The sequence below is a fragment of the Rhodococcus sp. NPDC057014 genome (assembly GCF_042673295.1).
Taxonomy (GTDB): domain Bacteria; phylum Actinomycetota; class Actinomycetes; order Mycobacteriales; family Mycobacteriaceae; genus Rhodococcus_F.
Genome location: NZ_JBHUSF010000118.1, coordinates 1 through 23,998 on the forward strand (window position 1 = coordinate 1; position 23,998 = coordinate 23,998).

19 protein-coding genes are annotated in these 23,998 nt (G+C 64.0%); 11 read left to right on the forward strand and 8 right to left on the reverse strand.

Translation table 11 applies throughout. The features are described from left to right. Positions 1-35 precede the first annotated feature (35 nt). The 7 genes from menB to ACFTZB_RS22460 all read left to right on the forward strand — a co-directional run bounded on the left by menB (position 36) and on the right by ACFTZB_RS22460 (position 6,791). Entirely contained in the window at positions 36-893 is an 858-nt protein-coding gene (gene menB, locus ACFTZB_RS22430; protein ID WP_218267781.1) for a 1,4-dihydroxy-2-naphthoyl-CoA synthase, read from the forward strand. A 116-nt stretch (positions 894-1,009) separates the two neighbouring features. Further along, positions 1,010-1,795 carry an enoyl-CoA hydratase-related protein gene (locus ACFTZB_RS22435; RefSeq protein ID WP_378434120.1) on the forward strand — a complete coding sequence of 262 codons (786 nt, stop codon included), beginning with the start codon at positions 1,010-1,012 and terminating at the stop codon, positions 1,793-1,795. 5 nt (positions 1,796-1,800) lie between these two features. Further along, positions 1,801-2,772, forward strand: a complete 972-nt coding sequence (locus tag ACFTZB_RS22440) for an EamA family transporter (RefSeq protein ID WP_378434121.1) — start codon at positions 1,801-1,803, stop codon at positions 2,770-2,772. After that, on the forward strand, positions 2,773-3,963 hold the full coding sequence (locus ACFTZB_RS22445; RefSeq protein WP_378434122.1) for a CaiB/BaiF CoA transferase family protein: 1,191 nt from the start codon (positions 2,773-2,775) through the stop codon (positions 3,961-3,963). A gap of 90 nt (positions 3,964-4,053) precedes the next feature. Beyond that, positions 4,054-4,863 (forward strand): enoyl-CoA hydratase/isomerase family protein, encoded by an 810-nt coding sequence (locus ACFTZB_RS22450; RefSeq protein ID WP_378434123.1) that lies wholly within the window; start codon positions 4,054-4,056, stop codon positions 4,861-4,863. A 5-nt stretch (positions 4,864-4,868) separates the two neighbouring features. Next, positions 4,869-5,720 carry an enoyl-CoA hydratase/isomerase family protein gene (locus tag ACFTZB_RS22455; RefSeq protein ID WP_218267786.1) on the forward strand — a complete coding sequence of 284 codons (852 nt, stop codon included), beginning with the start codon at positions 4,869-4,871 and terminating at the stop codon, positions 5,718-5,720. Positions 5,721-5,756: 36 nt separating this feature from the next. Next, positions 5,757-6,791 (forward strand): phosphotransferase family protein, encoded by a 1,035-nt coding sequence (locus ACFTZB_RS22460; RefSeq protein WP_378434124.1) that lies wholly within the window; start codon positions 5,757-5,759, stop codon positions 6,789-6,791. A gap of 295 nt (positions 6,792-7,086) precedes the next feature. Here the strand turns inward: ACFTZB_RS22460 and ACFTZB_RS22465 are convergent, their stop codons facing one another. The 5 genes from ACFTZB_RS22465 to ACFTZB_RS22485 form a co-directional block, all read right to left on the reverse strand. Then, positions 7,087-8,811: an FAD-dependent oxidoreductase gene (locus tag ACFTZB_RS22465; protein WP_378434125.1), complete on the reverse strand. Its 1,725-nt coding sequence runs from the start codon at positions 8,809-8,811 to the stop codon at positions 7,087-7,089. Then, positions 8,780-10,963: a molybdopterin-dependent oxidoreductase gene (locus tag ACFTZB_RS22470; RefSeq protein ID WP_378434126.1), complete on the reverse strand. Its 2,184-nt coding sequence runs from the start codon at positions 10,961-10,963 to the stop codon at positions 8,780-8,782. Before ACFTZB_RS22470 ends, ACFTZB_RS22465 begins: the two co-directional genes overlap by 32 nt. A gap of 87 nt (positions 10,964-11,050) precedes the next feature. Further along, positions 11,051-11,929, reverse strand: coding sequence for an acyl-CoA dehydratase activase (locus ACFTZB_RS22475; RefSeq protein WP_378434127.1), 879 nt, complete (start codon positions 11,927-11,929; stop codon positions 11,051-11,053). A gap of 20 nt (positions 11,930-11,949) precedes the next feature. Further along, the gene (locus ACFTZB_RS22480) at positions 11,950-13,275 is read right to left on the reverse strand and encodes a 2-hydroxyacyl-CoA dehydratase subunit D (protein WP_378434129.1); all 1,326 of its coding nucleotides are present in this window, start codon (positions 13,273-13,275) and stop codon (positions 11,950-11,952) included. A gap of 30 nt (positions 13,276-13,305) precedes the next feature. Next, positions 13,306-14,469 carry a 2-hydroxyacyl-CoA dehydratase subunit D gene (locus ACFTZB_RS22485; protein ID WP_378434131.1) on the reverse strand — a complete coding sequence of 388 codons (1,164 nt, stop codon included), beginning with the start codon at positions 14,467-14,469 and terminating at the stop codon, positions 13,306-13,308. 274 nt (positions 14,470-14,743) lie between these two features. Between ACFTZB_RS22485 and ACFTZB_RS22490 the strand changes: the two genes are divergently transcribed. The 4 genes from ACFTZB_RS22490 to ACFTZB_RS22505 all read left to right on the forward strand — a co-directional run bounded on the left by ACFTZB_RS22490 (position 14,744) and on the right by ACFTZB_RS22505 (position 19,831). Further along, positions 14,744-16,273 (forward strand): MFS transporter, encoded by a 1,530-nt coding sequence (locus tag ACFTZB_RS22490; protein ID WP_378434133.1) that lies wholly within the window; start codon positions 14,744-14,746, stop codon positions 16,271-16,273. Continuing rightward, complete coding sequence (locus tag ACFTZB_RS22495; RefSeq protein WP_378434135.1) at positions 16,270-17,085, forward strand: SDR family NAD(P)-dependent oxidoreductase; 816 nt, start codon at positions 16,270-16,272, stop codon at positions 17,083-17,085. Before ACFTZB_RS22490 ends, ACFTZB_RS22495 begins: the two co-directional genes overlap by 4 nt. 61 nt (positions 17,086-17,146) lie before the next feature. Continuing rightward, positions 17,147-18,976, forward strand: a complete 1,830-nt coding sequence (locus ACFTZB_RS22500) for an AMP-binding protein (RefSeq protein WP_378434137.1) — start codon at positions 17,147-17,149, stop codon at positions 18,974-18,976. Positions 18,977-19,042: 66 nt separating this feature from the next. After that, complete coding sequence (locus tag ACFTZB_RS22505; protein ID WP_378434140.1) at positions 19,043-19,831, forward strand: PaaX family transcriptional regulator C-terminal domain-containing protein; 789 nt, start codon at positions 19,043-19,045, stop codon at positions 19,829-19,831. A 788-nt stretch (positions 19,832-20,619) separates the two neighbouring features. Here the strand turns inward: ACFTZB_RS22505 and ACFTZB_RS22510 are convergent. The 3 genes from ACFTZB_RS22510 to ACFTZB_RS22520 form a co-directional block, all read right to left on the reverse strand. Further along, complete coding sequence (locus ACFTZB_RS22510) at positions 20,620-21,516, reverse strand: SDR family oxidoreductase (protein WP_124393342.1); 897 nt, start codon at positions 21,514-21,516, stop codon at positions 20,620-20,622. 28 nt (positions 21,517-21,544) lie between these two features. After that, positions 21,545-22,681, reverse strand: a complete 1,137-nt coding sequence (locus tag ACFTZB_RS22515) for an acyl-CoA dehydrogenase family protein (protein ID WP_378434142.1) — start codon at positions 22,679-22,681, stop codon at positions 21,545-21,547. A gap of 91 nt (positions 22,682-22,772) precedes the next feature. Next, positions 22,773-23,579, reverse strand: a complete 807-nt coding sequence (locus ACFTZB_RS22520; protein ID WP_378434144.1) for an enoyl-CoA hydratase-related protein — start codon at positions 23,577-23,579, stop codon at positions 22,773-22,775. Between the last annotated feature and the right edge of the window lie 419 nt (positions 23,580-23,998).

Genomic DNA, 23,998 nt, shown 5'->3' on the forward strand with positions numbered 1-23,998 from the left:
TAACGATCGTTTGCACGTATGCCTATGATCGCTTCATGACGAACAACGGTGATACAACGGATTTCGTGTCCTGGACGACAGTGGGTGAGTTCGAGGACATCCGATACGAGCACAGCGGGGACGGGATCGCGAAGATCACGATCTGCCGGCCGGAGGTGCGCAACGCGTTCCGTCCGCAGACGCTGATGGAAATCTCCGAGGCCCTGGTCGATGCCCGCGAGGACTCCTCGGTCGGCGTCATCGTGCTGACCGGTGAGGGTCCCGACGCGTTCTGCTCGGGTGGCGATCAGCGGGTGCGCGGGGATACCGGCTACCTCACCGAACCGGGGAAGTCGGGCAGTGTCGGCCGTTTCCATGTCACCGACCTGCAGATCCAGATCCGGCGCCTGCCGAAGCCGGTAGTGGCCATGGTCGCCGGATACGCGATCGGTGGCGGCCACATCCTGCACCTGGTCTGCGACCTGTCCATCGCCGCGGACAATGCCCGGTTCGGTCAGGTCGGCCCGAAGGTCGGGTCGTTCGACGGTGGCTACGGTGCGGGATTGCTCGCCGAACTCGTCGGGGTGAAGAAGGCCAAGGAGATCTGGTTCCTGTGCCGTCAGTACGACGCACAGCAGGCGCGGGAGATGGGGCTGGTCAACACTGTCGTTCCGCTCGCCGACCTGGAGCGGGAGACCGTTCAGTGGTGCCGCGAGATGCTCCAGCTGTCGCCGTTCGCGCTGCGGCTCATGAAGGCGAGCTTCAATGCCGCGGAGGACGGGATGGCCGGCATCCAGCAGCTCGCCCACGACGCGAATCTGCTGTTCTACTCGACGGAGGAGGCGAAGGAGGGGCGCGAGGCGTACAAGGCGAAGCGGCGCCCCGAGTTCGAGAAGTTCCCGCGTCGGCCCTGATCTTCCATTTCGGTCCAACAATTAGTATGGTTGGTGCAATACCTCAGGTGAGTGGCACGGTGTGCCCGCGTGCACATTGCCACTCACGTGGGACTGGACCGAGAAGGATGGTGTGCATGTCGGAAACCGCAACGCCCGCAGTCACGTGGAGCGACGTCGACGCCGGCGTCATGACGATCACGCTGCAACGCAGGCCGGCGAACGCGCTCGGGCTGCCGATCATCGACGGCCTGAACGCGGCACTCGACGCAGCCGACGCCGACGGATCGGTGAAGGTGATCGTCGTCCGCTCGGACATTCCGGGCTTCTTCGCGGCCGGTGCGGACATCAAGCACATGTCGGCCGTGGACGCGGAGTCGTTCACCGCGTACGGGGATCGACTCCGTGGGGCGCTCGACCGACTCGCGTCTGCGGACCGCATCTCGATCGCCGCGGTGGACGGCCTCGCGCTCGGCGGCGGCCTCGAACTGGCAATGGCCTGCACCCTGCGCGTCGGCGGGGCGGACGCGAAGTTCGGGCTGCCCGAGGTCAAGCTCGGCCTCATTCCCGGAGCCGGTGGGACGCAGCGCCTTCCGCGTCTCGTGGGCCGTGGCCGCGCCCTGGACATCATGCTGAGTGCCCGTCAGGTCCTCGCCGCCGAGGCGCATGCGATCGGCCTGATCGACAGGCTCGTCGACGCGGGCACCGCCACGGACGCCGCGCAGGCGCTGGCGGCCGAGCTGTGCACGATGTCGCTGCCCGCGCAGCGCGCCGTCATCCGCACGGTCGACGCGTCGTTCGACACCCCGCTCGAGGAGGGCTTCCGGTTCGAGGTCGCCCAGGAGCAGGACCTGTTCGAGAACGGAGAGGCGAAGGAAGGCATCACCGCCTTCCTCGAGAAGCGCGCTCCGCGATTCTCCTGAGCGTCGTGACGCCACGGCGTGCCGGGCGGGGTGCTATCGCGCTGGCCCTGATCCTCGTCTATGTGATCTGGGGATCGATCTATCTCGCGATCCGTGTGGTGATCGACGAGGCCCCTCCGCTCGGCTCGATGGGTGCACGATTCCTCCTCGCCGCTCTGTTGATGGCCGCCTTCCTGGTCTTTCGCGGTGGCTGGCGGCGGCTTCACCTCACCTGGCGGGAAACGGCAGGCGCTTCGTTCCTGGGTGTGCTGCTGCTCGCCTGCGGAAACGGCCTGACCTCGGTCGGCCAGCTGCACGGCGTGCCCTCCGGGGTGACGGCGCTCCTCGTGGCCATGGTGCCGCTGTGGATCTGCATCTACCGCACGCTGTCCGGTGACCGTCCTCGAATTCTCGAATTGGCCGGTGTCGGTGTGGGGCTGATCGGTCTCGCAGTCCTGGTGCTGCCGCACGGTGGTGAGCACTCGGGACTCCCGCTCGTCGGCGTGGCGGTCATCGTGTTGTCCAGTGTGTCCTGGTCGTTCGGGTCGTGGATCAAGCCCCGACTCTGGCTGCCTCATGACGTGTATGTCAGTGCGACGTACCAGCTTCTGGCTGCCGGTGCGGCTATGACGCTCGCGTCGGTAGCGACAGGGGAGCGGCTTCACGGCGAGATCGGACTCCGCGCGTGGGGCGCGTTCGGCTACCTCGTGGTCTTCGGCTCGATCGTCGGATTCACCGCGTACGCGTGGCTGCTGCACCACGCACCGTTGCCGCTGGTGGCCACCCATACGTATGTGAACCCGGTGGTGGCTGTGGCGCTCGGGTCGGTGGTCCTGTCCGAGCCCGTCACGCCCGTCCTCGTCATCGGGGGAGCGGTCGTACTGCTCTCGGTCGTGCTGGTCGTCAGTGCGCACGCCGGGCCGCGACGGCGGGGGGATTCCACCACGAACGATTTCAAGGTATTATTATCAGACCAAAAGCCGACGAGAGGCGGGTAGATGGTGCAGGACACCATGAAACGCTCGTTCACCGGCCCATTGTCGGGCCTGAAGGTAGTCGAGATCGGCTCGATCGGACCGGGCCCGTTCGGCGCCATGCTCCTCGCCGATCTGGGCGCTGACGTGATTCGCGTGGACCGCGCCGCAGATCCGGGGCTGGTCGGTCCGAACGCCGACTTCCGCACGGAATTGCTGCACCGCGGTCGCCGCTCACTCGCAGTCGACCTCAAGCATCCGGACGGCGCCGGGGTGGTGCTCTCGCTCGTAGCGGACGCCGACATCTTGATCGAGGGCTTCCGGCCCGGGGTCGCCGAGCGACTCGGCATCGGACCGGACGACTGTGCCGCACGTAATCCCGGGCTGATCTACGGACGCATGACCGGTTTCGGTCAGGACGGACCGCTCGCTCAGCACGTCGGCCACGACATCAATTACGTCGCGCTCAGTGGCGCCCTGTCGTTGATCGGACGGCAGGGCCAGCCGCCCACGCCGCCGCTCAGTCTGATCGGCGACTTCGGCGGCGGGGGCATGCTCCTCGCGTTCGGGTTGCTGTCGGCGCTGTTCGAACGGCAGCGGTCGGGACTCGGTCAGGTGGTCGACGCCTCGATGGTCGAGGGGGCCGCACTCCTCGCGACACCCTTCTTCGGGTTCGCGCAGACCGGAACGTGGAACCCCGAACGCGGCACCAACATCGTCGACAGCGGTGCGCCCTACTACGACGCCTACGAGACCGCGGACGGAAAGTGGTTGGCCGTCGGGGCAATCGAACCGCATTTCTACGCAGACCTCGTCGCGCTGCTGGAGTTGCCCGACGATCTTCCGGACCAGAACGACCACTCGCAGTGGCCGCAGATGAAGAAGATCTTCGCGGACGCCGTGCGCGGCCGCACGCTCGCAGACTGGCTCGCGGCGGGAGAGGGACTCACACCCTGCATATCGCCCGTCCTCGACGTCGACGAGGCGCCGACACACCCGCACCATGTCGCGCGTAATGCATTCGTCGACGTCGACGGTCTCGTCCAACCCGCGCCGGCGCCGCGATTCAGCCGCACTGCGGCCGCAGTAGATCGCCGTCCGCCGCTGCCGGGCGAACACACCACCGAGATCCTGACCGACTGGGGGATCGACCCCGGCCGCGCCGCCGACTGGCTGCGCTCGGGTGCGGTGCGCGAGGCCGCCGCGGAGACCTGACCTGAACTGCCGGACGATCGGCGTCCGGACCACCACGAAAAAACCTTGCGGCGACCACCTGGGATCGCCGAACCGAGAAGGAGTGACCTCGTGACCGAGCCCACGACATGGGAAACGTTCACGCTCGACCGGCCGGAACCCGGCATCGCCGTCGTGACGTTGAATCGCCCCGAACGAATGAACTCGATGACGAACACCATGTTCGTCGAACTGGAGAAGGTTGCGCTGCAACTGGATCACGAACACGACCTCCGCGTCGTGATCCTCACCGGCGCAGGCAAGGCGTTCTGCGGTGGATTCGACCTCGACGACGCCGAAGGTTTGTCGTCGATGACGCCGATGGGCATGCTGGACCAGCAGGAACTGGCGGCGCGCGCCCTCTCGGCGATCCGCAGCATCCGCGTCCCGGTGATCGCGGCGGTCAACGGCGCAGCCGCGGGCGGCGGACTGTCCCTGTCCCTCGCCGCCGACATCCGGATCGGTTCGCCGGCGGCACGGTTCAACGCGGCGTTCGTGCGGATCGGCCTGTCCGCAGGCGACCTGGGTGCGTCGTGGCACCTGCCTCGCCTCATCGGCCCGGCACGCGCGGCCGAATTCGCCTACACCGGCCGCTTCATCGAGGCCGTGGAGGCCGAGTCTCTCGGACTGCTGAACGCGGTCGTTCCGGCCGAGTCGCTGCTCGACGAGGCTTTGGCGATGGCGCGCCTCATCAGTGCGAATTCCCCTGCCGGTGTGCAGCTGTCGAAGCGTGCGCTCCACGCGAACATGGAAGTGTCCTCGTATGCGGCGGCGCTCGAACTCGAGAATCGCGGGCAGGCACTGCTCACTCGCGGCGACGACATGCCCGAAGCCCTGGCCGCGTTCAAGGAAAAGCGCAGCCCCCAGTTCACGGGACGGTGATCCAGATGACGCAGACGGATACGCGGGAGAATACGGCGGTGCTGAACAATTACGCGCCGCCGCAGCTGGAGACCCTCACCCTCGAGGTGCTGGAGGGCAAGATCGTCGTCCTCACGATCAATCGGCCCGACCGGATGAACTCGATGGTCGTGAAGATGTTCGAGGAGTTCAACACCGTCGCATACGCCTTGCGCGACACGGACGCGCGGGCGCTGATCATCCGCGGTGCGGGCGATCGCGTGTTCTGCGCGGGCTTCGACCTCGACGAGATCAGCGTGATCACCGAAATGGGTGTGCGTGAGTTCCTCAGGTTCCAGGAGACCGCGACCGGGGGCCTGGCGGCGCTGCACCACCTGCCGTTCCCGGTGATCGCCGCGATTCACGGTGCCGCGTCCGGAGGCGGGCTGTCGCTGGCGCTCGCCTGCGACATCCGGCTCGTGGCGCCGACCGCGAAGTTCAATGCGGCGTTTGTCAAGGTCGGACTGTCCGTCGGCGAGCTCGGCACATCGTGGCAGCTCACCCGGCTCGTCGGACCGGGCCGGGCCGCGGAGATCGCCTACACGGCGCGTTTCGTCGGGGCCGAGGAGGCCGCCCGGATCGGATTGGCGAACCGGGTGGTGCCGAGCGAGGACCTGTTCGACGAGGCCGTCGCGGTGGCAGAGGCGATCGCATCGAATTCGCCGGGCGGCGTCCGGATGTCGAAGCGGGCGCTGCAGCGGAACCAGGAAGTGACGTCGTATGCGGCGGCACTGGAGTTGGAGAACCGGGGACAGGCGCTGCTCACCCGGGGCGCCGACATGCCGGAGGCGCTTGCGGCGTTCAAGGAGAAGCGGGCGCCGCGCTTCACCGGCCAGTAGGGATCGACTGATGACGACATGGATGGAGGCGAGCGCATGACCTGGGAATGGACGCCCGACACGCTCGGTGCGCTGGAGTCGTTCCTGCGCGACCGCGGGATCACCGAGGGTCCGCTCACGACCGCGGGGATCGGCGACGGACATTCCAACCTGACGTTCCTCGTTTCGGACGGGGTCCGTCAGGTGATCGTCCGCCGCCCGCCGCCTCCGCCGATTCCACCGGGCGCGCACGACATGCTGCGGGAGGCCCGTCTCGTCGGCGGCCTCGCCGGCAGCGGCGTGCCGGTGGCGGACGTCCTCGCCGTCGGTCGGACCGGCGACGTGCTCGACGTCCCGTTCTACGTGATGGACTACGTCGCCGGGCCGGTGGTCACCACCGAGACCCCGTCCGTGCTGAGTGCGCCGGCGGACCGACGCCGGATCGGGGAGGCGTTGATCGACACACTTGCCGCACTGCACGCGGTGGACTGGCAGGCCGCCGGTTTGGGCGACCTGGGCCGCCCGGAAGGATTCAACGAACGCCACCTGCGCCGCATGGGCAGGCTGGTTGCGGCCGAGGACGGGACACCGCCACCGGAGTTCGCAGACATCGACGCATGGCTCGGCGCCAACGTGCCCGCCGAATCGGGTGCGGCGATCATCCACAACGACTACCGCATCGGCAACGTCATCCTCGCTCCCGATTCACCGGGACGTATTGCTGCAGTGCTGGACTGGGAGCTCGCGACGATCGGCGACCCGCTGTTCGATCTCGGCTACTTCCTCGCGTCGTATCCCATCGAGGGGGAGGAACGCACACCGACCGAGGACCTCGGTACGGCCGTCCTCGAAGACGGATACCCGACTCGGGACGAACTGGCTCAGCGGTACGCGGCCACCACCGGCGCCGACCTGTCGAACCTGAACTGGTACACGGCACTGGCCCTGTGGAAGCTGGCGGTCCTGTACGAATACGGGCGGCGCCGCGCCGTCGCCGGCGTCGGCGACCAGTACTACCGCGACGAGGCCCTCGTGCGGTCCTTCCTCGACGCCGCACACCGGACGGCAGGGTTGGCACGGTCGGTGGTCTGAGTTTCATATTCGGATCTGTCTCGGATGGGATGGACGCATGAACCCGAGCGGCTTCCTCGGCGACAGCGCCCCTGCGCACAGGAATTGCGGACCTCAGGCCGCTCACCCCGACGAGGAGGTCAGCCTGTCAACACTGGCCAGCGATGGTAGAGCTTCTCACGGTTCTCCGGCGACGGCCGCCGCTCTCGTGACTCGGCAAACGTACTCTGTGCGGCGCCGCCATCCCGAAGGTGGAAAGGACTTCCTCGTCGGGAGGCCGCCAAACGTTTGCATGTCGGCGCGCGACGGATCTTGTTCATAGAGATAGATTTCCGTAGTTGGCGGTGGTAGATGCCGCTTCTACCATGCCGTTGACATCCACAATCTTGACCCTGGGGCGTCCCGCGGGCTGCCCTGCGGTCTGTTCGACCTTGTCGATTCTCTGCCAGCCTTCGTAGTCGATCGCTTCGGGACTTCGTTTTCGCACGAGATCGAGCAGCGATCGGCTGTCGCCCGCTGGAGGTGTGAGTCGTCCGTTCGCGTGGTCGTCGAGAATACGTTCGACCGTCTCGATCGAGCATTGCTTGTTCGTGCCAATAACCCCGGAGGGGCCACGCTTGATCCACCCGGCCACGTACACGCCGACCCGAACTTCCCCTGTACCCGGCTCAACAACCTGTCCATTGCGGTTCGGGATGATTCCGCGCTCGATGTCGAAGGGAAGCCGTGGCACCGGGTGGCCTCGGTAGCCGACTGATCGCACAACGAGCCCGCATTCGAGCACATCTGTTACCTTCGTCGACCTGATGGCGGAACGATCGTTACCTTCAGCGTGCATCTCATTGCGCCGCAACCGTATGCCTCGAACGCGATCGTCACCGAGGATTTCCGCTGGGGAGGACAGATACCGCAGCACTATCCGCCGCATCGCACCGCTTGCGGGTTGTAACGCGAGCTCATCCGCAATCTGCGCCTTCAGGGTCGTCGGCGAGCTGGATGTCTGATCGAACTCACTCGGCGGGTGATTCACTTCCACCGCGCTGGGACAGTCGACGGCTAGCTCGACCTCGGTTGTCAACCCGGCAAGCCCGAGCAGCTCGGGCGTCGTGTACGCGGCGTGCGCCGGGTCACGGCGGCCGACCACGACGACCTCTCGGATGCCGCTGCCGGCCAGCAGTGACAAGGCGTGGTCGGCGATATCCGTTCGTGCTAACTCCTTGACATCGCGTGTGAGGATCCGTGCGATATCGAGCGCCACATTCCCGTTGCCCAGTATCACGGCCCGCTCGGCGGACAGGTCGAAGACGTGGTCGGCGTGATCGGGATGGCCGTTGTACCACCCGACCAGATCGGTTGCCGACACGCTGCCCGATAAGTCTTCCCCGGGAATGCCCAGTCGCTTGTCGGCGGGGGCACCTACCGCGTAGATCACCGCATGATGGTGGGCACCGAGTTCGTCGTGGGTGAGGTGCGTGCCAATCTCGACGCCGAGGTGGAAGAACACCCCCGGGCGATCTGCCATTCGCTCGAATGTTCGCGTCGCAGATTTGGTGTGCTGATGGTCGGGCGCGACTCCATAGCGAACCAGGCCCCAGGGCGTGGGCAGCCGTTCGAAGATGTGGACCTCGACGTCGAGGCCCGGTGTGGTGGTCAGCTCGTCCGCCGCGTAGCAGGCGCTCGGTCCGGACCCGACAATCGCCACCCGCAGCGGGCCGACCGACGATCCGCTGTGGTCGGGTCGCTTGCGCGCGACTCTTTCGCGCCGGTACCGCGTTCGTGTCGAGTCGTTGAAGTAGTGTGCGTTGAGTTCCGCGTACGGGGCGGTCGCGGGTGTGAGGGCAAAGTCTGGGGCGATCGCGTCGACGGGGCAGACGTCGACGTCCGTGCATGCTCCGCAGTCGATGCACGTGGCGGGGTCGATGTAGAGCATTTCTGCGCGGGCATATCCGGGTTCGTCGGGGGTGGGGTGGATGCAGTTGACTGGGCAGACGCTGACACAGGTCGCATCGTTACAGCACTGTTGGGTGACCATGTGCGGCATGGGCGTCGGCCCTTTCGATCGAGACGGGGATGTTGGTCATTCTCGGCTGCCCGGTGAACCGGTCGAACTTTTCGGAGATGGACACGAGGCGGCTGGGGCTGCTGCCGACCGCCCATACTTCCTCGTCGTCATTTGTCGGTCCGTAACCGAACGCCATCGAAACCAATCCGGTTCGTAGTGCTGGATCTTTCATTGCCACTGCGGTGATGGAGGATAGGTCCGAGCTGATACGGATGAGTGTGCCGTCGGATAGACCCAGCTCGGTCATATTGTCGGGGTGTAGGTACGCCGGGTTGTAGGGGACGCCGCGGTGGGTTCGGTCGATGTTGCAGGAGGAGTTGTAGACGTGAAGGTGTCGTCGACACAGGAGCCGGTAAGGCCGGTCCGGCTGGGACAACTCGACGACACCGGCATGTCCTGCCAACTGTGCAAGCATCAGGCCGTTGCCGATGTCGAGGCGGTTGAGCACGTGCGGGTCGCCTGGTTGCACCTCCAGGAGCCGGGACGTCCGGGTCATGCCGTCAGGATGAGATTTCACCTCCGACAGCGGGATTGCCGCGTCCTGTGACAGGATTTCGATGAGTTCGTCGGTTGTCCGGACGCCGTCGATCACCCGGCGTGGTGAAGACGGACATCCGAAGGGCGATACCTCGACCGGATACCCGAGTCGTTTCATGAGCCCGTAGAAGAATCGCCATTCGTCGAGGAGGTCGGAGCCTTCGGGGCGTTCGACAACGGCGGGCGAATACTGTGCGTAGGCTTGTCCGATCCCGTAGCCCGTTCCCCGCGCCGCGAGCGCGTCGAGAAACACGGTCGTCGACGGCGCCTCCAATGGCATCGTCGGTGCGATCACGTAATCGGCCAAACGGGCGGAAGCGGAATACCATGGGTCGATCTGGACGAACAATTCCAGGGACTCGAGCGCCTCGACCGTCTGCCGCTGATCGGGGAACGCGACGGCAGGGTTCCCTCCCCAGCTGATCAGCGCACGTACCTGCCCCTCTCCCGGGGTGAGGATCTCTTCGGGCAGCGTTGCCGTGGGCATCCCGGCTTTGGTCTTACGCAGACCACGGACACGGACACGGCCCTGCAACGCCCAATCTGCGTCCGGAGACTTAGCCTGGGCGACAGGAACGTAGGACGGGAGCAAAGTGGGTGAGGCTGAAACGGTTTCGCCCGCGCGTAGCCAGCGTCCGCACAGGGTCTCGAGAATTAGCACCAGATACTCGACCAGTGTGCCCTCGCCGGCCATGTTGGGCCCGGTACCTGCCATGGCATAACCACGCTTCGCGCCGGCGTAGCAACGGGCGGCGGAGACGAGGTCCGCACCGGCTATTCCCGCACGCCGCGCCACGTCGTCGGGGTCGAACCGGTGCACCGCGGCCGTCAACTCCGGAAGGCCGCGCACGTGCCGGGCGACGAAGTCCCGGTCGAACAAGTCCTCGTCGATGACGATCCTGATCATGGCCGCCAGAATCGCGATGTCATGCCCCGGAGCCGCTTGCAGATACCAATCGGCGTGCCGTGCCACATCGGTCCGACGCGGATCGACGACGATCAGTTTGCATCCACCGGCAAGCGTATCGAGGAGCCATTTCTTGGGTGAGCCCGCTGGAAAGCCGGTGCAGGTAACGATCGGGTTGATCCCGATCAGCAGTACGGCCTCCGGTGCGTCGAAACCTTGCGATGGAGCCGCCCAGTACCCGAGGAGGGACTGCGCGACCTGCTTTCCGCCCTTGTCGATAGTATTCGGATCGAACCTCATTTCGGATCCGAGGGCATCGAATAGGGCGTTGTGCAGTGGGGCCGCGGTTGGTGCGGTGGTGATGTGGGCCATGGTCCCCGCGTAGCTGGCGATCGAGCGAGGCCCGTGGTGGTCGCGGATGTCCGCGAGTTTGGCGGCGATCTCGTCCATTGCCTTTTCGGCCGGGAGGCGAACGTGGCCGCCGGGTGTCCGCACCATCGAATGCACGAGACGATCGGGGTGGCGGAGGTATTCGTGCTGTGATCGTCCTTTGACACACGTGTAGCCGCCGTACACCTGATTGCGGCTATTCCCGTGGATTGCGGTGGCGACCCCGTCGTCAACGTCGACGAGTATCGAACAGTGGTTGATGCAGATCCTGCAGAAAGAGTTTCGCGTATGCTTCACAAGTCTCCCTACATCGGGGGACAGAACTCGATCGTCGAGGTGTCCTGGAGCAGCGATGGTCTGTTCAGCGGGCTGATTGTGGCCGCGTCATGACATCCGTACGGTCGGCATGTGCAGTTCGGTCGAGCCGTCACAGTTTCCGCACGAGTGCGCAGTCTGTCCGGTAGGCGAGAACTCGACGTCCGGTCGTGAATCCACGGTGCCGGACGTCTCGAGCGCGAGAAGCGCTGCACCGTAGGCCCCGGTGATCTGCGGGTCCGGCGGCACGTCGACCCGGACACCGAGTGCCGAGCTCAGGAAGTGCACGGCCGCAGCATTCTTTGCCACCCCGCCTGTCATCACAACCGGTGTCTTCTTGCCTACCTGAGCAATCAAACCGAGTGTCCGAGCCGACACCGCTCGGTGGACGGAAGCGGCAATGTCTGTGCGCTCGGACCCGCTTGCGAGCAACGACACGATCTCGGTTTCGGCGAAGGTTGCGCACATGCTGCTGACCTCCAGGTTCTTGTCACCCGCCATGGCGAGGCCCGCCAGTTCGTCGACCTTGCATTCGATCGCCCTCGCGAGTACCTCGAAGAATCGCCCTGTGCCGCTGGCACATCGGTCGTTCATCGCGAAGTCGTCAACGAGCCCATCTTCGTCCACGGCGATGACCTTGCTGTCCTGCCCACCGATGTCGACGATCAATCGGACACCCGGGCACAGTGCTGCCACACCGCGCGCATGACAGGTGATCTCGGTGAACGTGCGCCCGATGTCCGGGACGAGTCTGCGACCGTAGCCGGTGCTGATAGTGGCCGTGAGCTGCGACGGTGTCACCGAGGCTCGATCGAGTGCATCGTCGATGGCCCGACGCATTCCGGCTCGGCTCACGGCCCCCATCTGGATGGCGCTCGCGCCCAGGAATGCTCCGGACTCGTCGAGGATGACGGCTTTGGCAGACGTCGATCCCAGGTCGACGCCCATGAAGTATTCCGTCACGTCGATCAGACCCGGCTTCGGCGGACGTCGATGCCTTCGAGCATGGCGGTCAGGCGGCTTTCGAGGATCTCGTCCTTGTAGAACGACGCGTCGGCGACGTCACCTTCGAAGAACATCGACGGGATGCCGAGTTCTTTCTGCGCCGACTTCGCGAGCAGATGCTGTGGGTTGGTGAACGCGCGGCAGGTACGGGAGGCGTGAAAGACGATTCCATCGATTCCGTAGTCGACGCAGTCGCGGTTGGTGAGGTGCTTGAGCGTCTTTACGCCGTGGTTCGTCGGGCACAGCAGATAATGCTGAGCCATTCCGAGAATCGGATCCTCAGTGTCGATGAGGTGCGGTTCTTGCCAGAACGCATTGTGTGTGTATCTTCCGCAGACCACTGCGACATCCGCGTCGGCGAACTTGCGCGACAGCCAGCCGAGCTTGTTCCAGTTCATGATGCCGTCGAAGTACAGACGGTAGCGCTCGTTGCGGACGCCGGGGACGGCGTGGTCGAGACGGTGCTGCACTTCGGCTTTGACGTCGGCGAAGTACTGGACCAGCTCCGGCCCGGCGGGCATGAAGTTGATGTGCGCGATGCTGGCGATCCAGTCCCAGTAGGTGGCCGGTGTCGGGGCGGCGCGGCACAGCGCCATTGCTTCGCGCCGCAGTTCCGAGGCGCGCTTGATGTAGGACATGTTCTGCCGTAGGGCATCCCAGTCGAACGGCCGGCCCGTCATTTCTTCCAGAAAAGTGATGAGCTTGTGCAGTTGATCGGCCACATAACGCGATGCCTGCTCCCACTCCTCACCGCGAAGGTAGCCGGCGTCGGGCTTGTTGCTCGGCAGGAAGGGGAGGGAGACATTGAAGATCGGCACCTGTTTACCGAAGACTCGATACGAAATTTCGTCCCACTGCTGGCCGGTGCTGCATCCTGCGTACGCATTGACGAAGAAGTCAGGTGCAGGCAGGCGCGAGGCGAGCTGCTGTTGGTCCACAAGACCGACGATGCCGTTCTCGTCCTCGGACCTTGCCTGTTTGGTGAGTACTGCACAGCCGAGGTGCGTTCTCGCATATGAACACAACTCACCGATGTACCCGTACTCCTCCCCAGCGAGCTGAGCCGGCTTCTCGAGCTGTTGTGCGGCCAGGCGTGCCGAGAATGCTTCTCCGTGGCACCACTCGAGGCCGGCGGCCTGGAAGATCGGATTCACGGCTGAGCCGTTGTACCAGACGACCTGCTTACCGCGTTCCTTCGCTGTGAACAGGTTCTCCCAGTAGTCGCCCACCATGTTGGTAGCGGTCGGGATGACTATCTTGTTGGAATTGCCGAGCGTGGGTGCTGACATAGTTGTTTCCTCCGAAGGTAGATGTGGGTACTAGACGGTGGACGGTTGCTTGCGTCTGATTCGCTCCACCATCGCTTCCACTCGGGTTCGGATGGATTCCATCGGCAAACCCTCGTGTTCTGTTTCGATCAGCAATAGTGGAATCGATTTGGCTTCCAATGCTTTCCGAAGCTCGGGATAGAAGAGCATATGAGGTTCGCAAAATTTCGCCATCAGCACGATGACGCCCTGCGCGCCGCTCGCGTAGACGGAATCGACGAGGAAGCGATCCCAGTCGGCTTCGTGCTGAACCCGTGTCGGGCAGGGTACGGCAGTGTTTCGCCGGAGGTACACCGATGCGAGGGCTTCTAGCGGGTCTCCTGCTGCTCCGATATCCGTTGATACGTAACGTGTTCCATGGAAGAGATCGTCATCGACAACGATGGCTCCACAGTCCTCGATGAGTTCCAGCAGTTCCGGTTTCGGAGCATGGCAGAAGTGTCCGGACAAGTGGACGCGGATCCGATCGTTGCGGGGCACGAAGTTCAAGCTTGCTGTCACCTGGCGAAGCAATTCCGAGTGCTCCTCCTTGTCCATAATCATGCTGGACTTGACGAGCACCTGGAGCTGGGCGGATGTCAGCGCTGCATCGCCGGAACGCCTGTTCTCGAAGATTGTCCGCATCAAGCGACGATTGGTATCGAAGGTGTCGATGCTTCGCGCGAGATCCGCGTCGGAGATCGTACGATCGGCGAACTTCTCGAGCTCGCTGCGAAAATCTTCCATTTTGCCCAATACCTGCGGAAATGCCCAATCATCGCTCATCGATGACATCAATTGGCCGAAGTAGACCGGCTTGTCTGACTCGTCCTCGCGCACCACATCGATTGCACCCAGCAACTGGATGCAATGGTCCGCGTGGAAGAAACCGTCGTAGACATCCAATCGTCCGAGTGCCGCCTGATCGGCGACGTTGCGGGTATACCCGCAGTTGAACTCGCCCAACAGATTTCGGCCGGCAGTGATCGGCTCACGGTCTTCCTGGATGATCACGGGAAGAACGCCTGCGGCGTGCGCCAGTTCGGAAGGGAAGTTCATCGGAAGCACTCCGAGTGCTTTTCGCCCGGTAGTTTTTTTCCATTGTGCGACATAGTCGGTCGGACTGTCGGCTGCGGCACTCATGGTGAGCATGGCTTGTGTGAACGTCGACGGCATGGTTTCTCGCCCGTCCTTCTCTCGTGTAGCTCATGGCGCTGGACCCAGGTACGTGTGTTCGGCTGTGACGTACCCAACAGAAGTGATCATGCATTCAATTTGCACAACTTGCAACTAGATGTCGCGGAAAATGTACAACGTTGCAGCTAGATGGGGTACTGTAGCGAGAGTGGGTCGATCGAAGCCAGGGTGAGCGACCTGAGGTCATGGAAGGTGAGTGGGTGTGCGGTCACTGGGTCCGGGGGTGAAGATTCCTGGAAGATGTTGGCGCCCAATGAACCTCGCCGCAATCTTTCTGAGATTCGCCCTTGACGAGATCCACATCACACTTTATGGTCGTACCATTCACAGTCCGCCCACAAGCGATGCCGCGGTCGATCGCGCCGCGACCCGTCCTCTTCCAAGAGTTCCAGGAGAAGAAATGTCTTCGTCCCCGCCTCTCGACATAGTCACGCCACCATCGAAAACCACATCCCGACGCGCGTCTCTCGCTGCCTTCTCGGGATCGGCGATCGAGTACTATGACCTGGTCGCCTATGGAACTGCCGCAGCCCTTGTCTTCGGCGACCTCTTCTTCCGCGACGTCAGCACGCACGTCGCACTGCTGCTGTCTTTCGCGACCTTCGCCGCAGGATATGTGGCTCGCCCACTGGGTGGGTTGCTCTTCGGCTACGTCGGTGACAAGTACGGTCGCCGGACCGCAGTGCTGCTCACGATCTCTGTGATGGGCGCCGCGACAGTGTGCATCGGTCTACTTCCGACATACGACTCGATCGGTTCGTTTGCCCCGGTCCTGTTGGTTGTCCTACGAGTCCTCCAAGGACTCGCCGTCGGCGGTGAACTGGGCGGGGCGGTCCTGATCTCGGTCGAACATGCCCCGAAGAACAAGCGCGGTTTCTACGGCAGCTTCTCCACCGCAGGCGCACAGGGTGGCACCCTCCTCGCGACGATCGTCTTCGCGATCGTCACTCTGATGCCAGACGATCGGTTCACTACGTGGGGCTGGCGAATTCCATTCCTGCTCAGTGCTGTCATCGTTCTCGTCGGCATGCTGATCCGCAGCGGTCTGGACGAGACGCCCGACTTCAAGCAGAGTCAGGCCGACCGCGCCGCCGCGTCCGCCAGCGCGTCCGCGGTCAAACACAATCCGATTCGGGACGCGCTGTCCAAGCACCCGACGACGATCCTCGGTATCACGTTCATCATGGCAGGGATGATGTCCATCTGGTACGTCATTACCGTGTACAGCCTCAGCTACGCCGTCAACCAGTCGGGCATCCCGCGAACGAGCATGCTGTGGGTCGTCTCCGCTGCGACGCTGGTCGTTGTCCTCATGAACCCGGTGTGGGGGGCACTCTCCGATCGAGTCAGTCGAAGTCGCCTCATCGTCTTCGGCTTGCTCAGCGAGGCTGTACTTCTGTTCTTCTACTTCGCAATGCTCGGCGTCGGCAACCTCGCTCTGGTATTCGTCTCGCTGATCCTTGTTGCCGGGCTGGGGCACGCAGTGGTCAACGGAATCTTCCCGGCTTTCGTCGTGGAGAGCCTGCCCGCGGCTGTGCGGTATACCGCAGGATCGTTCGGAATGCAGCTGGCTGCACTGGTTGCCGGCTTCGCACCGCTTGTGGCCACGGCTCTCGAGCCGACCGCCGGCGGAGTCTGGACGGTCAGTGCGCTGTGCCTCGCACTGTGCACGCTGGGCGCGTTCAGTGCAATCTACATCGTCAAAATCTATGCTCCGCGACAAACCTCGGCCATCACGGAGAAAACTCAACCCTCTTCAAAGGAAACGAGCAGCATTAAATGACCCACTCATCCGACACACCGCAACCGTCCGCACAGGGCGGATACGACTTCTCCGGCTCAGGCATCCTCATTGCGGGTGGGACGTCCGGCGTGGGTCTCGCCACCGCGCGATACTTCGCGGACGCAGGAGCGACGAAGCAGGTACTGGTCGGCCGCAACGAACTTCGCGGCAAGGACGCAGTCGCTAGACTCGAAGAGACCAATCCCGAATGCGACGTATTGTTTGTCGCCGCGGATATCAATGAGGCCGGAGCAGCTGACGGCGTCGTCCGGCAGGCGCAGGAGCATCTGGGCGCAGTCGATATTCTCGTTAATTCGACTGTCGCGCAGTACCAACCCACGTTGCTCCACGACATCGAACCCGAGAAGTTGATCGATATTCTGGTACAGCAGGCTGTCGGGCCGATTCTGATGAGCAGGGCTGTCGTGCCCGTGATGCGTTCGCTCGGACACGGCTCCATCATCTCGATCGCCTCCGATGCAGCGAGGGTCCCGACCCCAGGCGAGACCGGAATCGGTGCCGCGATGGCAGCGATCGTGACGTTCTCGCAAACGCTCGCCGTCGAAGCCAAGAGGTACGGCGTTCGCGTCAACGTCTTGACGCCGTCGCTCATCGTCAACACTGGATCGTACGACCGGGCCATGAATGCCGAGTTCAGCAAGAAGATCTTCGACAAGATCGTCTCGCAGGCTCAGCTGGGTCTGACGGAACCCGAGGATCTGGCCAATGCGATTCTGTTCCTCGCGTCTCCGCTCTCGCGCAGAATCACAGGACAGGTGATCAGTGTGAACGGAGGTATCTCAGTTGTCTGAGGTCGGCGTGCGTGGGCCATTGGTACGCCATCGGGTCCGGTCGCGTGAGGACATTCTCGACGTGGAACAGCAGCGGCACGAGCAACTGCTACCTGGCGCGACGATCCACGCGTGTATTGCAGAATCGGCTCGTCGGCACCCGAACAAGAGCGCGATCCTGCACCTCGAAGCCCCGGACTTCATGACGCCCACCCGAGAGGTCACGTACCGCGAGCTGCTCGTAGCCGTGAATTCGTCGGCATCGGTGTTCCTCGAGCGTGCTGCGGGTGCGCCGAGTGTGGTCGCAGTGATGGTCCCGATGGTACCCGAGGGATTGTTCGCCACCTGGGGTGCTCAACGGGTGGGCAGGGCCGTGCCGTTGAATCCATTCTTGGAACTGGCTTCGCTTGTCAATATATTGAATCGCACTGCCGCGACCGTTCTGGTCACGACCGGCGAAATCCTTCGGGAACGCGGGGTAGATGCCGCTGTGGTACTGGCGAGTGTTCCCACGCTGAACGATGTCCTTCTCGTCGACGGTGACACCAGTACGTTCAACGCAGCATTGGCAGAACATCGCGGCCGCATCGTGGATGTCGAGGACGATCCTCAGCGGGATGCAATGGTCATGCCCACCGGCGGTACGACGGGAGCGCCGAAGTTGGTGCGCATGTCGCAGCGCGGCCAACTCGTCGTTGCGTGGAACGTCGGAGCGCTGATGGGTTCCGAGGAAGACACCGTCATCGGTCACGGAATGCCGAACTTTCACTGTGGCGGAAGCATCGCGCTCGCCCTGTGGTCGGTTGTCTACGGACAGACCCTGCTGACATTGACCTCCGGAGGCTTCCGATCGCGCGACGTTGTCGAGAACTTCTGGGCCATCGTCGAGCGATACCGCATGACCTCGACGATGGCCACGCCGACGACGGCATTCGCGATCTTGAACGCGGCGACCACACCCACAGGCCCGCCGACGTTGACGGACTTCAACGTCGGCGGTAGCACGGTTTCGACTGCTCTGATCCGGGCGTTTCACGCTCGGTTCGGAGTATGGTTGCGCGAATGTTGGGGAGGCACAGAGTTTCACGGCACGATCACGGGCCATCCGAACGATGGAGCGGAACCGCGCGTGGGTTCGGCCGGTCGGCCCTTGCCGCATTCCCAGGTGCGCGCTGTCGTCCTCGACATCGACGGTCGGTGGAGCCGTGACTGCGAACCGGGGGAGCACGGAGAACTGCTGATCGGCGGGCCGACTGTAAGTCCTGGATACCTTGGTGCGCATCTCGATGCCGGATTCTTCGTGGCCGGTGTGCCCGGCGGGGGTGTGTGGGGGCGGACGGGCGACCTCGGCACCATGGACGACGACGGATTCGTGTGGGTATCTGGACGCAGCAAGGATCTGATCATTCGTGGTGGTCACAACATCGATCCCCGTGATATCGAGGAGGCGCTGGGCTCGCATCCCGCGGTCGAAGTGGTGGCTGCGGTGGGCCGGCCCGACCGGGCGAAGGGGGAGATGCCGGTTGCTTATGTTCAGCTCAAGACGGGGTCTGTCGCCGAAGCCGCCGAGCTGTTGCAGTTCTGCCGAGAACACGTGCAGGAGAAAGCGGCTACTCCGGTCCACGTCACGGTGCTCGATCGGCTGCCGTTGACGCCGGTGGGTAAGATATCGAAGCCCGCATTGCGAGCACTTGCTCTGAAAGAAGAAGTGCACCAGGTTGTCTCGAGCTCAAGCCGGATGCCCGTAACCTGCGATATCGCGCTCGACGACACCGGACTGCGTCGAGAAGTCACCGTGATATTGACGCCCGAGTCGGCGTCGAGCGTCGACATCGAGTCGTTGGAGGACAAGTTGGAGGCCTACGAGTTCTTCTCGCGGGTCGAAGTGAGTACAATCGTTGCGTCACAATAGGAGGATTCGTTGATAGCATCCAACCGACTCGCTCAGCAGCCACTGCCGCCGCCGAGTGCGCGGTCGATGCTGTTGACGGTCATCGGTGAATTTCTGTACGACTCGGAAGAAGGCGCCTGGACGGCCGCGCTGATGAAGGTGCTCGGCGGCATGGGAATCGAGGATCACGCCGCACGGCAATTACTCTCGCGTGCCGCGTCGGCCAAGTGGATCGAACGTGAGCGCATCGGTCGCGGGGTGCGCTGGCATCTCGCCGACCACGGTCGCGCGTTGGCGGCCGACGGCATCAAAAGGTCGCATGCGTTTCTTGACGGTCCGACGCCATGGGACGGCGAATGGCTCGTGCTGACGATCACGGTGCCACAACCCAAGAACTCAGTTCGTAACCGTCTCAACGGAGGTCTGACCTGGTTGGGAATGGGCAATCCCACTCCAGGAGTGTGGGTTACACCGCACGTCGACAGGGCGCGAGAACTGAGCGAATTGGTTTCGACGCTCGGTCTGTCCGAATCGGCACTCATTCTCACCGGCAATCTTAGTCCGGGAGGGCTGGGCAACCAGGAGATTGTCGAGCGAGCGTGGGATCTGACCGACCTGGCAGACAGTTACCGAACACTGCTCACAGAGGACGGCGCATCCGAGCCGCGCGACGACGATGAACTGCTACTTTCCTACATCGAACTGGTTAGTCTGCAACAGAGGTTTATGAGGCTTGATCCACAACTGCCCAAGGAACTGTTGCCAGAATGGATCGGTCGTGATGGCGCTGTGCTGTTTCAGCGACGCCGCGAACAGTGGTCAGCGAAGTCCCACGCGCACTGGCTCAGGGTCGTCGAGGCATCCGCACCGAAATAACCGCAGTTGTGCGGCCACACGCTTGCGTGTTCACCAGGCTGCACCACTGCGCTGGCGCGCCCGACCGGTGCCAGTTCGCTCAGGGGCGTGCTGGTCGGCGTCGTGCCGGCAACGGGCCGGTCGACGGTTGAATTGTCACCGACGAACGTGAGATCGGGCTCGATGGCCTTGACTTCCTCGATGAAGTGTCGGCGACTGAGGGAACCCAGCGGAGAGTCGCGAGCGCGTAGGCCGCGGGTAGGTGGCCGATCATGAATCCTGCCATGGTCGATCGCGCAGCGCCTCGAACGGGATTGTGTGAAATGTGCGTCCATCAGGCGACTGCGCAGTGCTGAACGACACATGCAGCGTACGGTCGACTCCAACTTGCACCGTCGCACACGCTCGATTCGACGCCCGAATACGGTCGTTTTCAGACGGGCTCAGAAACATTCGGAGAATCGTGGCGGTGTCACTATGCTCCCAGCATCGGTATGTCTCCGTCGTGGTTTTCGGCGGCGAGGAGGGTTTCCTGCCGACGCGGGTCCAGTTCCGAGCCGGCTTCTCGGGGCCGCCGACCGGTACTTCCGCTGCAGCCGGTGACTAACGACAGGGTGTCACGTCGCTGTGCCCGGTGTACAGCGAACGTAAAGGACAAGACGAAGCTGTCGGGCAGTGATCTGATGCATGTCTTTCCGATCGATTGCGTCCGACGACCTGCATGACGGCTACGCTGGATAGTGGCACATGGCGAAGGCCTGCCGGCCGGGACTTGTCGTCACCGACTGGCAGGCCCGGTCTGTGAGTGATCAGACTCCGCGCTGCGACTTGGCGGCTTCGCTGGCGGCCTTGCTCTTTTCCCGGGCGGTGGCCCAGTCCTCGTTGCTCATCGATGTCAGGCCGGCGAAAGTGCCGGGGCCGGCGAGCATCTGGCCGCCGTCCATGGCGATGGTCTGGCCGGTGAGGTAGTCGCAGGCGTCCGACAGCAGGAAGATGGTGAGGTTGGCGAGTTCCTCCATCGTGCCCATCCGGCCCATGGGCACCTGGTCGGCCTGGGTCGCGCCGACGGCACTCTTTTCGGTCGGGTTGAGCATCTCCCACGCGTAGTCGGTCGGGATCGGTCCCGGTGCGAGAGCGTTGAGGCGGATGCCGTACCGCGCCCATTCGACGGCGAGCGACATCGTCATCGAGTGCACGGCGGCTTTCGCCATCGCGGACGGGACGACGAACGCGGAGCCGCTCCAGACCCAGGTGGTGAGCGTCGACAGGACGACGCCCTTGGTCCCGCCTTCGATCCAGCGGCGGCCTGCGGCGTGGGTGGTGTTGAACGACCCGTTCATCACCGTGGAGGTGACGGCTTCGAAGGCACGTGGGCTGAGTGATTCGGTGGGGGCGATGAAGTTCGCGGCGGCGTTGTTGATCACGCCGGTGAGCGGACCGTGGAGCGTCCAGATCTCGTCCATTGCGGCCGACACGAGATCTGCTTTGCGCACGTCGACGGTCTGCCAGTGGACCGAACCCGGCCGGGACACGGACGCCTCCGCCGCGGCTTCCTCGAGGACGGCGGGACGGCGGCCCCACAGGTGGACTTCGGCGCCGTGGTCGACGAGATGCCGGGCGACGCCGCGGCCGAGGCCGGTGCCGCCGCCGGTGATGAGCACGCGCTTGCCCGCGAGGGCGTCGGACGCGAAGGGAGAGGTGGTCATACGATGGTCCTATGGTCGGGAACGAGGGCTACAGGCCCAGGCTCTTGCTGATGATCTCGCGCTGAATCTCGTTGGTACCGCCGTAGATCGGCGGAGCCAGGGAGCGGCGGACCTGTTCCTCCATGCCGTATTCGCGGGTGTATCCGTAGCCGCCCATCATCTGCATTGCCTCGAGTGCGGTCTTCTTCGCGATTTCGGTACATTTCAGCTTGGCCATCGACCCCTCGCGGTTGAGGTTGTCTTCCTCGCCGGCATCGATCCGCTCCGCCACCTCATACACGAACGACTTCGCGAAGGTGATCTCCGTGGCCAGATCCGCGATGCGGTGACGGATGGCCTGGAAACTGCTGATCTTGTGACCGAACTGTTCACGCTCGGTGACGAACGCGATCAGGTCGTCGAGTGAACGTTGGGCGCCGCCCAGCGCCATCGTCGCGATGATGAGGCGTTCGACGCTCAGTCCGCGCATGAGGTGTCGCCACGCCTGGTTCGGTGTGCCGACGACCGCGCTCGCCGGGACCGCGACGTCGGTGAAGTACAGGTCGTTGCAGGTCCGGGCCTCCATGGTCTTGATCTCGTGAATCTCGAGCCCCGGCGCATCGGCAGGCACCATGAACAGGGTCAGGCCCTGGTGCTTGTTGCCGGAGTTGTCGGTCCGGGCCAGGAGGAGGATGTGCTCGGCGATGTGGGCCGCGGAGATCCACGTCTTCTGCCCGTTGATGACGTAGTGGTCGTCGACCAGTTCCGCCTTGATCCGGACGCCCCCGAGGTCGGAGCCGGCGCCGGGCTCGCTGAGGGCGATCGCCTCGAGCTTGCCGGCCGCCATGTTGCCGACGATGGTGCGCTTCTGCTCCTCTGTCCCGTAGCGCAGGTACGTCTGGGCGGCGGTCAGACCGGTGGAGTAGGCGATGATGGGGGCGAGGCCGCGGGCGGATTCCTCGAGGAAGATGCATTCCTCGACCATTCCGGCGCCGCCCCCGCCGTACTCCTCCGGCAGCGAGACGGCGAGCCAGCCGAGGCTTGCGAACTTGTCGAGGATGACGGGACTGTTGGCCAGGGTGCCGCCGTCGGTCAGGAGGTCGCGCTGCTGGAGGGTCTTGCATTCGGCGGCGCAGAACTCGCGGACGGCGACCGCGAACTCTTGTTGCTCTCTGGTGAAACGCATAGCGGCGGCTGCTCTCTCGCGTGAGGGGGGAGGGGTTCGATCTGCGCGGCGGGCGGGAGGCGAGGCGCGTACGCCCCGCCTCCCCGATCCGTCAGGCCCCGCGGAACTTGGAGAAGTCGGGCTTGCGCTTCTCGTTGAACGCGCTGATTCCCTCGATCGCCTCGGCGGACTCACCGAACAGCTTGAGCGTCGAGTAGGCCATGTTGCCCTGTGCGATGAAGTGCTCGGTGTCGGCGTTGAGCGACTGCTTGAGCACCTTCAGTGACGTCGGCGACAGCTGCAGGATCTCGTCCGCCCAGGCCCGGACCTCCGCCCGCAACTGGTCACCCGGCACCACCTTGTTGACCAATCCCCAGTCGAGGGCCTGCTCGGCGCTGTAGCGGCGGCACAGGAACCAGATCTCCCGTGCGCGCTTCTCACCGATGGCCCGCGCCAGGTAGCCGGTGCCGAGGCCGGCGTCGAACGATCCCACGCGCGGCCCGTTCTGTCCGAAGATTGCGTGCTCGGCGGCGATGGACAGATCGCACAGCAGGTGCAGCACGTGACCGCCACCGACCGCGACACCGTTGACCGCGGCGATCACGGGCTTGGGGACGTCCCGGAGGACGCGGTGCAGAGCCTCGACCTCGAACAGACCGCTGTCGGACGGGCCGTAGTCGCCGGTCTCCATCCGCTGCTTCTGGTCGCCACCCGAGCAGAACGCCTTCTCGCCGGCGCCGGTGAGCGCGATCGCGCCGACCTCGGAGCTGCCCCACGCCTTCTTGAACGACTTCACCAACTCGTCGACCGTCCGCGCGCGGAACGCGTTGTACCGGTCGGGCCGGTTGATCGTGATCCAGGCGAGTCCGTTCTCGACCTCGTACGTCACATCCGTGAACTCACTCGTGAAGTCACTCATCGACCTGTTGGTCCTTTCGTGTTGCCCGCGGAACGTGAGCCGCCCCGCGAAGTTCTTTTGGTCTTACCTTATGACGAAGGTAGCGCTGATAACGAGCGTTTTCAAGGGCGGGGGCGAAAAACGCCTGTACCTGCGGTGATGGATTCGCGTGTCTCTGCAAAAAGTGGGAATCGGCGAAAATTGACTCGCACGGAGCCCGAGGGACGAGCTGCAGTGGGTTCCCGGGCTTCAGGGCGTGCTTGCCTGCTGAATTCGATTGGTCACGAACACAATTGGGCGCACGATGGCCACAGACGCACTACTTCTGTGCTCAGGCACCCCCTGTCCGGAAGTTGTCAACCTGTCTGAGACACGTTGGTGTTGATTCCCGTCGGTCCGGGAAGGGCTGGTGCTACCGGTCTGGCCCGGAACCGTTCGGG

Excerpts from the sequence above, each read along its gene's own strand:
- menB (WP_218267781.1), top strand. The coding sequence starts at position 36 with ATGACGAACAACGGTGATACAACGGATTTCGTGTCCTGGACGACAGTG.
- ACFTZB_RS22435 (WP_378434120.1), top strand. The coding sequence starts at position 1,010 with ATGTCGGAAACCGCAACGCCCGCAGTCACGTGGAGCGACGTCGACGCC.
- ACFTZB_RS22445 (WP_378434122.1), top strand. The coding sequence starts at position 2,773 with ATGGTGCAGGACACCATGAAACGCTCGTTCACCGGCCCATTGTCGGGC.
- ACFTZB_RS22455 (WP_218267786.1), top strand. The coding sequence starts at position 4,869 with ATGACGCAGACGGATACGCGGGAGAATACGGCGGTGCTGAACAATTAC.
- ACFTZB_RS22460 (WP_378434124.1), top strand. The coding sequence starts at position 5,757 with ATGACCTGGGAATGGACGCCCGACACGCTCGGTGCGCTGGAGTCGTTC.
- ACFTZB_RS22465 (WP_378434125.1), bottom strand. The coding sequence starts at position 8,811 with ATGCCGCACATGGTCACCCAACAGTGCTGTAACGATGCGACCTGTGTC.
- ACFTZB_RS22475 (WP_378434127.1), bottom strand. The coding sequence starts at position 11,929 with ATGGGCGTCGACCTGGGATCGACGTCTGCCAAAGCCGTCATCCTCGAC.
- ACFTZB_RS22480 (WP_378434129.1), bottom strand. The coding sequence starts at position 13,275 with ATGTCAGCACCCACGCTCGGCAATTCCAACAAGATAGTCATCCCGACC.
- ACFTZB_RS22485 (WP_378434131.1), bottom strand. The coding sequence starts at position 14,469 with ATGCCGTCGACGTTCACACAAGCCATGCTCACCATGAGTGCCGCAGCC.
- ACFTZB_RS22490 (WP_378434133.1), top strand. The coding sequence starts at position 14,744 with ATGAACCTCGCCGCAATCTTTCTGAGATTCGCCCTTGACGAGATCCAC.
- ACFTZB_RS22495 (WP_378434135.1), top strand. The coding sequence starts at position 16,270 with ATGACCCACTCATCCGACACACCGCAACCGTCCGCACAGGGCGGATAC.
- ACFTZB_RS22505 (WP_378434140.1), top strand. The coding sequence starts at position 19,043 with ATGCTGTTGACGGTCATCGGTGAATTTCTGTACGACTCGGAAGAAGGC.
- ACFTZB_RS22510 (WP_124393342.1), bottom strand. The coding sequence starts at position 21,516 with ATGACCACCTCTCCCTTCGCGTCCGACGCCCTCGCGGGCAAGCGCGTG.
- ACFTZB_RS22515 (WP_378434142.1), bottom strand. The coding sequence starts at position 22,681 with ATGCGTTTCACCAGAGAGCAACAAGAGTTCGCGGTCGCCGTCCGCGAG.
- ACFTZB_RS22520 (WP_378434144.1), bottom strand. The coding sequence starts at position 23,579 with ATGAGTGACTTCACGAGTGAGTTCACGGATGTGACGTACGAGGTCGAG.